Genomic DNA, 14253 nt, shown 5'->3' with positions numbered 1-14253 from the left:
GTCTGGTTCTAACCAAGTACCTCATTCTCCGAAGCTATCATTTCCTTGTCAAAGATGGCTTTGTCTGCTAGGGAGTTCGTTGAATCATTTGCAGCTTTGCTTGTCATGTTTCTGGATGCTACGTTTACTTCATTTCCCAAGGAAGAACTGATAAAGCTTACACCGATCAAAGCAATTACAGCGCACAAAGTCAGTTTAAATTTCATACAAACAATCCCCTCTCTGAATTTGTTTGCGGGCATGAACCATCTTTTTGAAACAGATAACAGAATCATCCATCTGCCCAATTTCAGTATAAAACTTTGCGGCTAATAATGCCAACTCTTCCATATAAGGATATCCTTGGGATGTCTCTAATTTGTTGAAAACATTTAATAAAATGGATGCTTCTCCTTTTTTGATAAACAGCGCCTGCAATCCTTCAAACATGATTTTAAATAGGTTATCGCCGAATTTACATGCGAAGCGTACGCCTTTTCTGAAACAATCCATTGCTTGGTCTTGTTTATGTTGAAGAAAATAAATTAAGGCTAAATCGTGGTAAGCTTGTGTCAAGTTGTTGAAATTTGATTTTTTAAATTGGAGTATCGATTTCTCCATGTATTTTGCTGCTTTCGTCAATTCGCCCATTTTAAGGTAACAATTTCCGATATTGAATAAAGCTTGGCCGTAAATCCGCTTGTTTTTGCTTTCAAGCAGTCGTGCGCCTTTTAGCGCCTGCTCGAGGTGAGGGAGTGCCTTTTCATGACTTTCTAAATCGTCGTAGTTACCTGCGATCACAAAATGGCATTGTATGCGGCGGACTGAGTAAAGATCGTGCGTTTTATAGATGTTATACGCCTGAGAAGAATAGTGCATGGATACGTGGGTTTGTTTCATATGATAAAACACTTCAGCCATTTTAAAATAAAATTCCGCCCGCTCAATTTCATCTGAAATATAGGGAATTGTGTTTTCTGCTTTTTGATAGAGTGTAATAGCAGTCAAGAAATTGCCTTGTTTAAATTCATACATTCCCTGAAAAAAGTAATAGTAATATTCAACTAGTTTCTCCATCTTCCTGTTGTTGCCTTCAATTCTCTTTAAATATTCTGACAACTTCATTTGTTTTCCTTCAGATGGAATCACATAGTCAATCATAAGCTGATGGCGAAATGCAATGAGCTGATAGTAAATCAAGAGGTCTTGGTCTTCTTCCATAATGTCAATGTCCCGTTCGATCTCAGCTTTAAGCATTTCAGCATCTGTCACATTAAACTTTTGAATTTGCCGGTTCCACTCATTAATTTTCATCCCAACGTGCGGAGACGAAATCTTGCCCAAACTTCTCACCCTTCCTCTTCTCACTAATTATGTAAATTTTATCAATACTGAAATTTAATAGGAAGGGGTTGAGCAACCGCAAAAAAAATTTTCGGTGCAGTCCGCAAATGGCAGTTTGGGTGTTTCGCGTTATATTTGGTTTTGTGAAGGTTAGCGGAAACTCAATTCGTGAAGTTAGGATTGCGGTTATTACGACTGAGTAGTCGTTTCGTCATACTCTTTTAGCAGTTTTTCTGTCTTATGCATTTCTTTGAGCATCGGATTCATGTAGTCGCTATCTGATTCTAGGTTTGCTCTTGTCAGAGTATCTAGTTTATTTTTAACTTTAGAGAGGTCTTATTCGAATTGTTCCTCTGAATGTTGGATAAATTCTTTTGCCTCTTCATATCTTTTTAATATGTTTTTCATCATTGGAGTTGGATTCTTTTGATTAATTGTTTTTATTACGGTTATTGTTAAATTTATTTGCTTTATTATTTCTTTTCTTACTGTCAAGGTGATGCTCCTTTTATAAAGTGAGATGAGATAAAAATAAAGCCCTCGAGTAAGAGGGCTTCATATTTATTTAGAATTTTTTACTTAAACATAGGATACTGCACCAATAAATTTAAATGAATAGTTTTTATCGTTTATTTCTTTCTCCCTGCCGTCATATTCAAAATTATATAAAAGAACAGCAGCATTGATGTGTTCAGGAATTGCGGTACCTACTATGTTCTCAAATCGAGGTAAGATGACACTATCGTACGAACAGCCGCCAATTAGTTCAGATAAATTATTACAATTTTTTTCATGTGCAACTTTTTCTATAAAATCTTCATCTAATTCATCTATATCTATATCAAAATCAATTAAAAATTGGGAAGGAAGAAAATCACCTTCATCCTCATTGTAATCTAATTCAACATATTTACTTAATGATTCATCATCATTTATACTTCCAATCCACAATGATACGAAATTTTGACGTTCCATATTAACCTCCTATTATTTAGTCCTTAATCCTTCTGGCAGTGCTGCCGCTCCACCTTTTAGCCTATAGTTCGCCCAATTATTTAATCTTCGGACAAACATATTATAGTTTAAGGATGAATCAATAATTCCTAGCAATTCATTATGAGCAGCGGTTGAACCCAATCCTCCGTGTTTACCAACTGGATTCACAAACTCGACTTTGTTTATGGCAGTTCTTAAATCTCTAATTTGTTCAGCTGTAACTCCCCAATGTTTGAAAGTAGGGGCCCGAGAAACTAAATGCCATTCGTGCATGCCGCCGGGTGCTCTCAATTGTCTTTCAATTGCTCTTCTAACTTTCTTATCTGTCCAAAGCTCATCAAGTTGCTTCGTTGTTAATGAGTTGAACCAATTATTAAATTCACCACTTTTTACTGTAGGAATTATTGTTTTTCTAGGTTTCTTTATGTTCTGTGTTTTTCTTTCAGTTTTTTGCAATGCATTTGATTTCTGTTCTTCAATTTCTTTTTTCAGAAGCGATGTATTCTTTACATTATGCGTATTCTCAATATCCTGAGCAATCCCTGCAAAAGCGACTTGATTTTTACCTTTTAAAGCACTGCTGAAATCTTTTGTTTTCTGGATTCCTGTCTTTACATGTTTAGTAGTAGCTTTTTCTCCAGCTTCAAGCACTTTATCGATTTTGGCAGCACCTGCTTTACCAAGTTTACTTGTTACTTTCACAACAGAGCCAGCACCTTTTAGTCCGACGAGGCTCCCGACCACATAGGTAATATAATGAGATCGTGAGTATGCATCACCGTTAACCATTTTATCATTCCATGAATCTGCTATGTTTGTCCATATGATTTTTGCATAAGAAGGTGTCTTCAATACAGTTGAAATTGTTTTGGCTAATTTTTGTTCTTCGGAGAGCTGGGAAAACTCCCACGCTCCGACAGCTAAATCTTTAACACCAGTCACAGTATCCTTAGCGACATCGTAGAGACCGACTCCAACTCCTTTCAGAACTTCCCATGTGGTTTCACCAACTTCTTCGAGCTGTTTTGCTTGCTCAAGCTGCACCACATACTGTAACTGTGCAGGCTCAAGGTTCTCATACCCAATCTTCTTCGCAATTTCTAAATATTCATCAGGATCAGATACCCCATCCGCAAGCTTTTTCTTCAATTTTTCAATCTCGCGTTCCTTCGCTTCCTCTTTCTTAATCTTCAAATAAGCATCCGTCCGCTTTTCAATGTCGCCTTTTTTCTTATGTATGTCACTCTCACGGTACGCCTTGGCGTTGTAGTGGATGGGTGTGGCATTTTTGCCTTTACCCGTTGCTTCTTGGAGCTTTTGGAAGTCGGATTTGATGAATTGTTCGTTTGGTTCAGACAGGGCGTATTCTGTTTTCAGGTCTTCGTCCAAGGCGTCCAATTTTTCCAGTGTTTTTTTGCGTTTGTCGTTGGCATCGGCCAGCTCGTCTTTGAAGGTTTCGGTTGAAAACAGGTCGAGCGGGAGGATGTCGTCGATATCGTTTAAGATGTCTTTCATCGCTTTTTTCTGTTCAGACATGATAGATTTTGATTTTTTATTTGCATTTGCCAGTTCGTGCTCCAGAAAGGATTCTTCGATGTATGCGTCTGAGAGGCCTTTGTCCTCGGCGGCTCCGGCGATGCTGTTGAAAAATGCGATTTTCATATCGATGTAGTCGATCCACTGGTCGGTGACGCCGACGTGGTCGTGATAGAATGCTTTGATGTTGCTGGCGCCTTTTCCTGAGAATTCGCTGTCACTGAGATCAGCGACGCTTTTTAACGCTTTTCTCAAGTTGACCATTTGCGTTCTTAGTTCTTTGTACTCTTTTGCACGGTCTGTCGCTTCCGAAAGCAGTGTTTTCGCTTCAAATACTTTCATGACCATTTCCCTTCTTTTGTTCACTCAATATCAAAATTTTACCACGGGGTGGGATGATGGTGGGTGTGAGAACGTGTTTTGGTGGAAAAATGAGTCATTTGGCATGTGTCTAAGTGCACGGTTTTGATAAGATAATGATAGATCAATAAAAAGGGGAAGAGCTCATTTGGATAAAGATTTCTTAATCATAAAGATCAAGGATATTCAAAAAGGCGACACGCTAACGAACCGCGCTTGCGGGAACTGGGATATGAAATTGTCCAGAGCAAAGGAATGTAAACGGGCAATTGTTGTTCGGAGCGGTGTGATTTTAAATGTTTACAAGATCGTTGACGCTTGGGAATCTGATGAACCAGCCAAAATCACTAAAACGAACAATAGAGTCCGGTTTCAATTGGCAGAGTGCCGAGACTATTCTTATTTGATTGGCGGTACGCTGAAAACAAAAACGCAAAATCCGGTTTCGAGTCTATCCTTAGAAACCTTAATGGAACTAGTAAAATAAAAGGGGTCCAGCATGTATCTCTATAAAGTAAACAATCAAAATCAAATCGAAGATATTCGCGAGAAACCGTTTAAAAAAGAAAAAGAGATTCAGGATTTATTTGAGACCAATCTTCAGCAAATGTTGGGGCTCAGTTTTGTGAAATCTGAATTCAGGATTAGCAATTTCCGCATTGATACGTTAGCGTTTGATGCTGAGACGAAATCTTTTGTGATTATCGAGTATAAAAATACGAAAAACTTCAGTGTTGTTGATCAGGGCTACGCCTACTTAGCGGCAATGCTCAATCATAAAGCAGATTTCATTCTTGAGTACAATGAAAATCATGATCTTCCGTTAAAGCGGGATGATGTAGACTGGTCGCAGTCGAAGGTCATTTTTATCTCACCTGTATTTACAGTGTATCAAAAGCAATCGATCCATTTTAAAGATCTGCCAATTGAATTGTGGGAGATTAAAAGGTACGAAAATGATCTGATCCAGTTGAATCAAATGAAGGCTGATGGCGTCTCCGAGTCGATTAAGACCATTTCGCAGCAAAGTGAGACCATTCAAGAGGTCAGCAAAGAAATTAAAGTGTTTTCTGAAGAGGATCATCTTGCAGATAAACCGTTTGACATCATAGAGCTTTATCAGCAGCTAAAGGAATTCATTTTTAATTTGGACGATCATATTTCAATCAAACCGACAAAGCTTTATATTGCGTTTACATCAAATAAGCGAAATTTCACTGACATTCTTCTTTTAAAAAGCGGACTTAAGCTGTGGGTGAATATGAAAAAGGGAGAATTGCATGATCCCGAGGACAGAATGCGCGATGTCTCTGAGACCGGCCACTGGGGAAATGGCGACTATGAGATTTTCATAAAAGATGATGAACACATTGAATATATCATGGGATTGATCAAACAATCCTATGAGAAAAATAAGTGAGAACTTCCATTGAGAAGTTCTTTTTTTTATTGGGTTACAAGGGATATGTACAGGGCATGTTGAAAACGATATAGAGTTTCGGACCATATATTGGGAGTTGTTTATATGAAGAAGCGTTTTATATTATTGGGTTTGTTCGCAAGTGTTTTTATGTTGGCTGTCTATATTTCCTTTCAAAATAAGAATGCGTATCCTGTCAAAGCTTCCGCCATTCACCCCGAAGAAGACCGTATCTTTTTTATTTACTCCAATCCTCTCATAAAAGAAAGCACGCTGCTCTCAACCTCAACAGGCGAAAGATTTAATAGGCGCACGTTTAAGGTGGCGGATGTGCCGTACATCCAAACGAAGTCTTACGCATCAACAGACATTGTATTACTAGCGGAACATGAGTCCTTTTATTACACGCTGGAGAAGGATGCCATAAAAAAGCATCCGCTATCAAATCCATTTTTGTTTTGGTATGAGGGGAAGGATGTTTCTGTTAAGGCCTATAACGTTGATACGACGGGGAATGATGTGCATATAAACGACAAAAGAACGAAAAAGGAATATAGCCTCACCTTGCCTTCGCTTGTCACGATGGGGTCGAGTGACGAGAATTATATTTATGTCATTCAAGGTATGGCTATTTACGTGATCGATAGAAACACAGAGGAAATCATAGAGACCCTGACCTTAGCCTCATACGCTGATCAATTCGCAGAATCGGAGGAATTTATTGTCGCGAGCTCGGATCATAAATTGACTGTGATTGAAAAAGGGACATGGAAAACGACATATATTCCGTATCCTGATGATCTTGAATACGCTGATACCGTATACTATGACAAAGAAAGCGGCAGTTTTTACGTTACGTACGAGGACAAAGAGGGTGAGGCGAACTTGCTGGAGTATGGGAAGGACTTTTCTTTTCATACATACGACTTGAAATTCCCTTATATGGAGGGGAAGTTTAAGGGGAGTCAACTGTATGTTGTTGCCCAGGAAGAGCATAAAAAGGGCATTGGCGGGTATGTGGGTGTGTTTGATATCCATTCTAAGAAGATGCTTTATCAGTTTGATTTGCCTGAGGAACAAGTGAAGGTTCAGGATTTTGTTGTGGTTGAGTAAGCTCATTTCACTCTCTTTCTGCTTCTGTAAAAATGAAATGTACAAACTGACAAAAGACCTATAAAATTAAAAAGCTACCATGAGAGAGCAGAAGGGTGAGAGAGACAATGAGTTATAAATTAGGTGCGATGCTTTTATCGATACTATTCCTATTATCGGCGTGTTCTAATAGCGGATCTTCTGATAAGGATCAAGAAAAGCAAGCCGTGAAGAAGGCGAGCGTTGCGAAGCTGACGGAGCAGGAAGTAAAATCAGCTTTGAAAAACGATGTAGATTCGATCTTCAATGCATTTGATAAAGCGGGAAAGGAAAACGGCTGGAGCACGGCAAACAAGGCGGATTTCAACAAGCTACGGCCTAGTGTGCTGCCTTATGCAACAGAAACGTTTGCAGATCAGACCTTAAAGAATTTGGCCGGAGAGTACTTTTGCGAGTGTGATGCTCCTTTTCACCCCGGCACTGATTTCGATGTGCGTTTTACATATAAACAGAACAAGAATAAGATAGAGGCTTCATCAATAGATCCGGCAACAGAATTAAACAACATGGGCACGTTATGGACGTTTGAATTGGTGAAGGAAGATGGCGATTGGAAGATCAACAAATGGGACAGCAAGTCGCTTCAAGGGGATGATATCAAGCTGACAAAAGAAGAAGCGAAAACGATTCTGTCGAGAAACGGTGAAACGGCGGAATTTGTGAAGTCCTATGAATCGAAGGCTGCCGGCGGAACAGCTTATCTTTTCAATGTGAAAAGTTCAAATGGGGAAAGAAAGGCAGCGATCGGCTCAAAGGATACCAGTCTGATAAGTGATAATGAAAACGAGACTGAGGCCCCGGAGCAAGAGACAGCTCAGAAGACTGCGGAAACCGCATCGCCCGATACAGCGGATACACAGAGCAGTGAGCAGACAACGGGAAGCAAAAAAGCAGATTATGTTGCCAAATTGTCAGCGACAGAACAGAAAGAAAAGCACAATGACTATCAAAGTGATTATCAGATGATTGAGGATTACGGTTACAACTATCAAATGTGGGACGGATTGCTGAACGAGATATACGGCGTGCTGCAAAAACAGCTTTCTGCTTCAGATATGGCGGCATTAAAAGTGAAACAACGCCAATGGATGAAGGATAGGGATGCTGCGGCCCAGAAACGATATGATGAGGAGGGCGGCGGTTCATTATCCCGAGTCGTCCAAACGGAAGAGCTTGCCAAACAGACGAAAGAGCGCTGTTACGAGCTCGTGAATACGTATATGAAATAGAATGACAAAGACCCTTGCGTAAAGGGTCTTTTTTGCGTAGAAAAACAAATTGACAGGATGAAAAAACAATTTCTTCCTTTCGTATTGTTTTCAAAATTTGGGATTGATAGAATATGACATATCTCATAGAGAAGGAGGGAAGCCGTTGAGTCAAGCCATACCGTCTTCGCGTGTTGGTGTTAAGATTAATGAATGGTATAAAATGATTCGCCAGTTCAGTGTTCCGGATGCTGAGGTTCTGAAAGCGGAGGTGGAGCAGGACATTCAGCAGATGGAAGAAGACCAGGATTTGCTGATCTATTATTCTCTGATGTGTTTTCGTCACCAGCTGATGCTTGATTATTTGGAGCCGGGACAAACATACGGGAATCGCCCTACAGTGACAGAGCTTCTTGAAACGATTGAGACCCCTCAGAAAAAACTCACAGGCCTTTTGAAATATTACTCTTTGTTTTTCCGCGGCATGTATGAATTTGATCAAAAAGAATATGTTGAAGCCATCGGGTATTATCGCGAGGCGGAGAAAGAACTGCCGTTTGTGTCAGATGAAATTGAGAAAGCGGAATTCCATTTTAAAGTGGCCGAAGCGTATTATCACATGAAGCAAACCCATGTGTCGATGCATCATATTCTTCAAGCCTTAGACATTTATCAAAACAATCCCCTATACAGCATTAGAACGATACAAAGCTTGTTTGTGATCGCCGGCAATTATGATGATTTCAAACATTATGATAAAGCGCTCCCGCATTTAGAGACGGCGCTCAAATTGGCAACGGACATTCAAAATGACAGGTTTATCGCCATTTCTCTATTGAACATCGCGAACAGCTATGACAGATCAGGAGACGATCAGATGGCTGTAGAACATTTCCAAAAAGCGGCGAAAGTAAGCAGAGAGAAAGTGCCTGATCTGCTTCCGAAAGTCTTGTTTGGATTAAGCTGGACATTATGTAAAGCGGGCCAAACACAGAAGGCGTTTCAGTTCATAGAGGAAGGATTAGACTATATCACAGCACGTTCTCACAAATTTTATAAAGAATTGTTTCTGTTCTTGCAGGCCGTGTACAAGGAGACTGTTGACGAACGAAAAATTCATGATCTTATAAGCTATTTCGAAAAAAAGAACCTGCACGCGTACATTGAAGCATGTGCCCGGAGTGCTGCCACTGTTTTTGAAAGCAGCTGTCACTTTGAACAAGCCGCTGCGTTTTATCGGAAAGTGCTGAAAGCCCAAGAAGATATTCTAAAAGGAGAGTGTTTATATGCCTATTAAGAAAAAAGTGATGATGTGTCTGGCTATTACTCTAGTTTTGGGAAGCATGTCGTTTCCAACCCTGACAAACTCCGGCGGATTTAAGGAATCAACAGATCGAAATACGACGTATATCGATCATTCCCCTTACAAACTTAGTGATCAGAAGAAAGCCCTTAGCTAGGGCTTTTTCTTGCTTTACGGAAGACGTTCCATTTTTCACATCGCGGCATTCCTTCTATTTCTAACGCAAGACACTCGAAACAACCAAACCATTTGAGGTATAATGGATAAAGTGAATAACAGTATTTAGATTGATATATATGAAAGAGAGTGGAACATCATGGGCCGTAAGTGGAACAATATTAAAGAGAAGAAGGCGTCTAAGGACGCAAATACGAGTCGAATTTATGCGAAGTTTGGCCGTGAGATTTATGTGGCGGCGAAACAGGGCGAGCCTGATCCGGAATCCAACCAGGCGCTGAAGGTTGTGCTTGAGCGTGCGAAGACTTACAGCGTGCCGAAAAACATCATTGAACGTGCGATCGAGAAGGCGAAGGGCGGAGCGGAAGAGAATTACGATGAGCTTCGTTATGAGGGCTTCGGGCCGAACGGATCAATGATTATCGTTGATGCGCTGACGAATAATGTAAACCGTACGGCGCCGGAAGTGCGTGCGGCGTTCGGGAAAAACGGCGGAAACATGGGTGTGAGCGGATCTGTTGCTTACATGTTTGACGCGACGGCTGTAATCGGTGTGGAAGGCAAAACTGCTGACGAAGCGCTTGAAATCCTGATGGAAGAGGATGTTGATGTACGTGACATTTTAGAAGAGGATGACAGCGTGATCGTATATGCTGAGCCTGATCAATTCCATGCGGTGCAAGAGGCGTTTAAAAACGCGGGTGTCGAGGAATTTACAGTAGCGGAGCTGACAATGCTTGCGCAAAGTGAAGTAACGCTTCCGGATGATGCAAAGGAACAGTTTGAAAAATTGATTGATGCATTAGAAGATTTGGAAGATGTTCAACAGGTATATCATAACGTTGATTTAGGTGAGTAAGGAGTGAGCAGGCTGTTATGGCCTGCTTTTTTTGTCCTGGAAATTGTTTTAGCTGTATGTAGGCGGCCGCCTATACGATCTATAAGATATTCTCATACTCTGGACTGTAACCTATGTGAAGGAGAGAGTGAATATGACTGATACAAGACATATGTATGGCGGACCTGGTTTTGGTCATTATCAGGGCTTTGGTATTGGCCACCCGGGTTATGGCATGTATGGAGGCCACCCGGGCTTTGGCATGTATGGAGGCTACCCAGATCACGGCATACATGGAGGTGTCGGCGGCTATCCGGGATATGGAACGTACGGAGGATACGGAGGATCCGGCGGTTACCCAAGCGGCGGCTATGGAGGCTCTCCGGGAACTGTAAATTATCCGAACATGCACCATGAAAATGATGGCCATCACCACTATTATCACCATCATCATGATGGAAAAGATAATCTTCATCACCATCATCACCATGTTGGAAAGGATAATTATCACCACCATCATGATGGTCATTATGGCCACCATCACCACCATATGGGCCACTGGGGAAAAGACGGTTATAAATAAAGAAGATGATGGTATAAAGAGGACACTCTTGCAGATCAAGAGTGTTTTTTATCTTTTTTTCTTGACTGTTCAGTCTGGAAACTGGTAACATTTGTTTCAGGAGGTGATCGTTTTTTGGGGAGGAATAAAGAATTTGATACGGCACTTGTTCTTCACAGGGCGATAGAGGTTTTTGGAGAGTATGGCTACGAAGGAACGTCTCTTCAGGGTCTGCTCTCTCATTTAGGCATTGCGCGCCAGAGCTTGTATGATACGTATGGCACGAAGCGTGATTTGTTTTTGTCCGCGGTGAAATCGTATCTTGAAGGGAAAAACGCTGCAGTTATGGAAAGGCTTGAAGCGCCAGGATCTGTAAAGGAAGCCATTCGTGATATTTTTCAGGAAGGTGTCAATGCCCTGAGGGATCCGGAACGGGCGAAGGCGTGCTACATTATGAACAGTGCGATTGAACAGATCCCGCATGACCCTGAGCTTGCCCGGTATTTTGACAGACAATCCAAGCAGCTTGAGGACGCTTTTTATCAGGCGCTTTTAAGGGCGAAGGATCAAGGAGAATTGAATGGCGAAGATCATGATATATCTGCGCTCGCCCGGTACCTGAATCAGAGCAGGCTGTCACTGACATTTATTGCAAAAGTGACGGCAGATATGGATCGTCTTCAGGACCATGTTGACGTGAGTTTATCAGTGCTTGATTAACATGTGGTAAAGAATTCTTTGCCCATGTGTGTATTTTTTGGACTGAATGGTCTGGAAATAAAAAAAGAGGTGATGATGAATGTTGATGAATGAATTTGAAAAAGCATGTGAAACATTGAGAAAGTTTATGGCTTATATGCTTGAGAAGGACATGAAGAGCTGGATGGAGCTTTGGGATGAGAATGCTGTATTTGAGTTTCCTTATGCGCCGGAGGGATCACCAAAAAGAATAGAAGGAAAAGCGGCCATTTACAACTATATTAAGGATTATCCTAAGCAGATCCATCTTTCTTCATTTACCACTCCGACAGTGTACCGTTCAGCAGACTCGAATACGGTGATTGCGGAGTTTCAATGTGACGGCCATGTGATTGAGACTGGACTGCCTTATCGCCAAAGCTATATCAGTGTCATCGAAACGAGAGACGGCCGCATTGTGCGTTATAGGGATTATTGGAATCCGCTTGTTGTAAAAGAGGCCTTTGGAGGATCATTTTTGCAAACAGAGGAGAGTGGGAAATGATGAAACAGAATCCGATTTTAATCACGGGCGGGACCGGCACAGTCGGCAGCCGAATTGCCAGCCGTTTAATAAAGCTGGGATACAGAGTGCGTATTGCAAGCCGAAAAAAGGGCGCGCTTGCAAGTGCGGAGTATGTGTATTTTGATTGGAAGGATGCCTCCAGTTTTAGGCCTGCTCTAGAACAGGTAAAAGACATCTATCTTGTTGCTCCGGTTGGTGTACTTGATCCGGCTCCCTATGTGCTTCCCTTTTTAAAGGAAGCAAAGCGTCTCGGCGCAAAGCGGGTAGTGATGCAAAGTGCGTCTGTTGTCTCCGAGAACGGTCCCGTGTTTGGCGCGCTTCACCAGGCAGTGCGCGAGTTTCCAGAATGGACGGTGCTGCGGCCCTCATACTTTATGCAAAATTTCATCAATGTCCAGCATCACATGTCTATTCAAACGGAGGGCCGCATCACAACGGCTTCGGGTGAAGGAAAACTTGGGTTTATTGACGCTGATGACATCGCAGAAACAGCCGTCAGGGCTTTGATTGATGATGTTCCTCATCAAACACATCATATTCTGACAGGTCCCGAGGCGCTGAGCTATGCCGAAGCGGCGGAGATCATTGGAGCTGCGGCGGGACGCCGGGTGGAGCATGTCAGCATTTCTCGTTCCGAGCTGCAGCATAAAATGGAGGCAGGAGGTTTGCCCGCGGATTATGCCCATTTTATGGCGAAGCTTGATGAGGCAATCAGCCATGGTGCGGAACATCGGGTAACGGATACAGTGAAGCGTGTGACGGGAAAAGAACCTCGTTCGCTGTCAGAGTTTGCGGATGCTCATGCTGCATATTGGAAACACTGACCTCATTTTGGACTGAATAGTCTAGAAAGACCTTCGGCGCTTCCGAAGGTCTTCTTATTGAAAAAGCTAAGTCGTGTTTTAGTCATAATCATGCCTCCTGCCTCATACCTATTAAGGTCATTGTTTTTGAGAAAGGAGGAGCCGGAATGAAGGATATGCAGCCGTTTACGCCTGTCAAATCATATACGCCCTTTCACAGCCGTTTTGATCCCTGTCCGCCCATAGGGAAGAAATATTACAGAACGCCCCCTAACCTTTATATGACCTTTCAGCCTGAGCACATGGAGCAGTTTTCGCCGATGGAGGCTTTGAGGAAAGGCACCCTTTGGAAGGATCTCTATGATTTTTATGAAAACCCTTATCGAGGGGGAGACGCACATGGCAAAAAAGGTTGACGCCGAATATTATCGTCAGCTTGAGCAAATACAGGCTGCTGATTTTGTGCTTGTTGAGCTGAGTCTTTATTTAAATACACATCCTCATGATGAAGATGCGCTGAAGCAATTCAATCAATATTCCGGCTATTCAAGGCACTTAAAAAGACAGTTCGAATCCTCTTACGGACCGCTTTTGCAGTTCGGCAACAGCCCCGCGGGCAAGGATTGGGATTGGGGAAAAGGGCCATGGCCGTGGCAAGTATAAGGAGGAATGCCTGAATGTGGGTGTATGAAAAGAAGCTGCAATACCCTGTCAAGGTCAGTACGTGCAACCCGACGCTGGCGAAGTATTTGATTGAGCAGTATGGCGGAGCGGACGGCGAGCTGGCCGCAGCTCTCCGGTATTTGAACCAGCGTTATACGATTCCTGATAAGGTCATCGGCCTTTTAACAGATATCGGCACGGAGGAGTTTGCTCATTTGGAAATGATTGCGACCATGGTCTATAAGTTAACGAAAGACGCCACACCGGAGCAGCTGCGTGAAGCTGGGCTTGGCGATCATTACGTCAATCACGACAGCGCGCTTTTTTATCATAATGCGGCGGGCGTGCCGTTTACCGCGAGCTATATCCAAGCGAAGGGCGATCCGATTGCCGATTTATACGAAGATATTGCCGCAGAAGAAAAGGCGCGGGCGACGTATCAATGGCTGATTGATATTTCGGATGATCCTGATTTAAACGATTCCCTGCGTTTTTTGCGTGAGCGTGAAATCGTACACTCTATGCGCTTCAGAGAAGCGGTTGAAATTTTAAAAGAAGAACGGGATAAAAAGAAGATTTTCTAATAGGCAGATTGGCCTCTCCTTCATACACCCTTTTACATACAGAGAAAATGGTCTGTTTTTGCAG

At 42.2% G+C, this 14253-nt stretch carries 17 protein-coding genes and 2 pseudogenes; 14 read left to right on the top strand and 5 right to left on the bottom strand.

Annotated features, from left to right (window positions below; all coding sequences use genetic code 11):
* Window positions 1-8 precede the first annotated feature (8 nt).
* From M1D94_RS17600 to M1D94_RS17580, 5 genes and pseudogenes are all read right to left on the bottom strand, one after another.
* Window positions 9-206, bottom strand: coding sequence for a hypothetical protein (locus tag M1D94_RS17600; RefSeq protein ID WP_282627512.1), 198 nt, complete (start codon window positions 204-206; stop codon window positions 9-11).
* Window positions 196-1323, bottom strand: coding sequence for a Rap family tetratricopeptide repeat protein (locus tag M1D94_RS17595; protein ID WP_282627511.1), 1128 nt, complete (start codon window positions 1321-1323; stop codon window positions 196-198). Before M1D94_RS17595 ends, M1D94_RS17600 begins: the two co-directional genes overlap by 11 nt.
* Window positions 1324-1512: 189 nt before the next feature.
* Window positions 1513-1818 (bottom strand): annotated as a pseudogene (locus tag M1D94_RS17590) (hypothetical protein).
* 84 nt (window positions 1819-1902) lie between these two features.
* Window positions 1903-2298 carry an immunity 22 family protein gene (locus tag M1D94_RS17585; protein ID WP_029317425.1) on the bottom strand — a complete coding sequence of 132 codons (396 nt, stop codon included), beginning with the start codon at window positions 2296-2298 and terminating at the stop codon, window positions 1903-1905.
* Window positions 2299-2310: 12 nt separating this feature from the next.
* A complete protein-coding gene (locus M1D94_RS17580) occupies window positions 2311-4197 on the bottom strand; it encodes a ribonuclease YeeF family protein (RefSeq protein ID WP_424935175.1) in 1887 nt (628 codons plus the stop codon).
* A gap of 166 nt (window positions 4198-4363) precedes the next feature.
* Between M1D94_RS17580 and M1D94_RS17575 the strand changes: the two genes are divergently transcribed.
* The 14 genes and pseudogenes from M1D94_RS17575 (at window position 4364) to cotJC (ending at window position 14189) form a co-directional block, all read left to right on the top strand.
* Window positions 4364-4702 (top strand): hypothetical protein, encoded by a 339-nt coding sequence (locus M1D94_RS17575; protein WP_021481280.1) that lies wholly within the window; start codon window positions 4364-4366, stop codon window positions 4700-4702.
* A gap of 12 nt (window positions 4703-4714) precedes the next feature.
* On the top strand, window positions 4715-5635 hold the full coding sequence (locus M1D94_RS17570) for a DUF5655 domain-containing protein (RefSeq protein WP_424935174.1): 921 nt from the start codon (window positions 4715-4717) through the stop codon (window positions 5633-5635).
* Window positions 5636-5740: 105 nt separating this feature from the next.
* Window positions 5741-6748 carry a YncE family protein gene (locus M1D94_RS17565; RefSeq protein ID WP_326243316.1) on the top strand — a complete coding sequence of 336 codons (1008 nt, stop codon included), beginning with the start codon at window positions 5741-5743 and terminating at the stop codon, window positions 6746-6748.
* Between the two features lie 107 nt (window positions 6749-6855).
* The gene (locus tag M1D94_RS17560; protein WP_424935173.1) at window positions 6856-8016 is read left to right on the top strand and encodes a lysozyme inhibitor LprI family protein; all 1161 of its coding nucleotides are present in this window, start codon (window positions 6856-6858) and stop codon (window positions 8014-8016) included.
* Window positions 8017-8161: 145 nt separating this feature from the next.
* Window positions 8162-9292 carry a response regulator aspartate phosphatase RapH gene (gene rapH / locus M1D94_RS17555; RefSeq protein WP_326243318.1) on the top strand — a complete coding sequence of 377 codons (1131 nt, stop codon included), beginning with the start codon at window positions 8162-8164 and terminating at the stop codon, window positions 9290-9292.
* Window positions 9282-9455, top strand: a complete 174-nt coding sequence (phrH, locus tag M1D94_RS17550; RefSeq protein WP_032726704.1) for a phosphatase RapH inhibitor PhrH — start codon at window positions 9282-9284, stop codon at window positions 9453-9455. The genes rapH and phrH overlap by 11 nt, the downstream gene beginning before the upstream one ends.
* A 159-nt stretch (window positions 9456-9614) precedes the next feature.
* A complete protein-coding gene (locus M1D94_RS17545; RefSeq protein ID WP_326354475.1) occupies window positions 9615-10334 on the top strand; it encodes a YebC/PmpR family DNA-binding transcriptional regulator in 720 nt (239 codons plus the stop codon).
* Between the two features lie 133 nt (window positions 10335-10467).
* A complete protein-coding gene (locus tag M1D94_RS17540) occupies window positions 10468-10896 on the top strand; it encodes a hypothetical protein (protein ID WP_064671874.1) in 429 nt (142 codons plus the stop codon).
* Between the two features lie 114 nt (window positions 10897-11010).
* Window positions 11011-11595, top strand: coding sequence for a TetR/AcrR family transcriptional regulator (locus tag M1D94_RS17535; protein WP_038828345.1), 585 nt, complete (start codon window positions 11011-11013; stop codon window positions 11593-11595).
* 79 nt (window positions 11596-11674) lie between these two features.
* Window positions 11675-12118: a nuclear transport factor 2 family protein gene (locus M1D94_RS17530; RefSeq protein WP_015715468.1), complete on the top strand. Its 444-nt coding sequence runs from the start codon at window positions 11675-11677 to the stop codon at window positions 12116-12118.
* Window positions 12115-12983, top strand: a pseudogene (locus M1D94_RS17525) (NmrA family NAD(P)-binding protein). Before M1D94_RS17530 ends, M1D94_RS17525 begins: the two are co-directional and overlap by 4 nt.
* A 126-nt stretch (window positions 12984-13109) precedes the next feature.
* Complete coding sequence (gene cotJA / locus M1D94_RS17520) at window positions 13110-13358, top strand: spore coat-associated protein CotJA (protein WP_003219489.1); 249 nt, start codon at window positions 13110-13112, stop codon at window positions 13356-13358.
* Entirely contained in the window at window positions 13342-13605 is a 264-nt protein-coding gene (cotJB, locus tag M1D94_RS17515; protein ID WP_003219491.1) for a spore coat protein CotJB, read from the top strand. The genes cotJA and cotJB overlap by 17 nt, the downstream gene beginning before the upstream one ends.
* Window positions 13606-13619: 14 nt before the next feature.
* Window positions 13620-14189 carry a spore coat protein CotJC gene (gene cotJC / locus M1D94_RS17510; protein ID WP_003233850.1) on the top strand — a complete coding sequence of 190 codons (570 nt, stop codon included), beginning with the start codon at window positions 13620-13622 and terminating at the stop codon, window positions 14187-14189.
* Window positions 14190-14253 lie beyond the last annotated feature (64 nt).

Source organism: Bacillus sp. JZ109, assembly GCF_053903135.1.
This window is presented reverse-complemented; position numbering and strand designations above follow the sequence as displayed.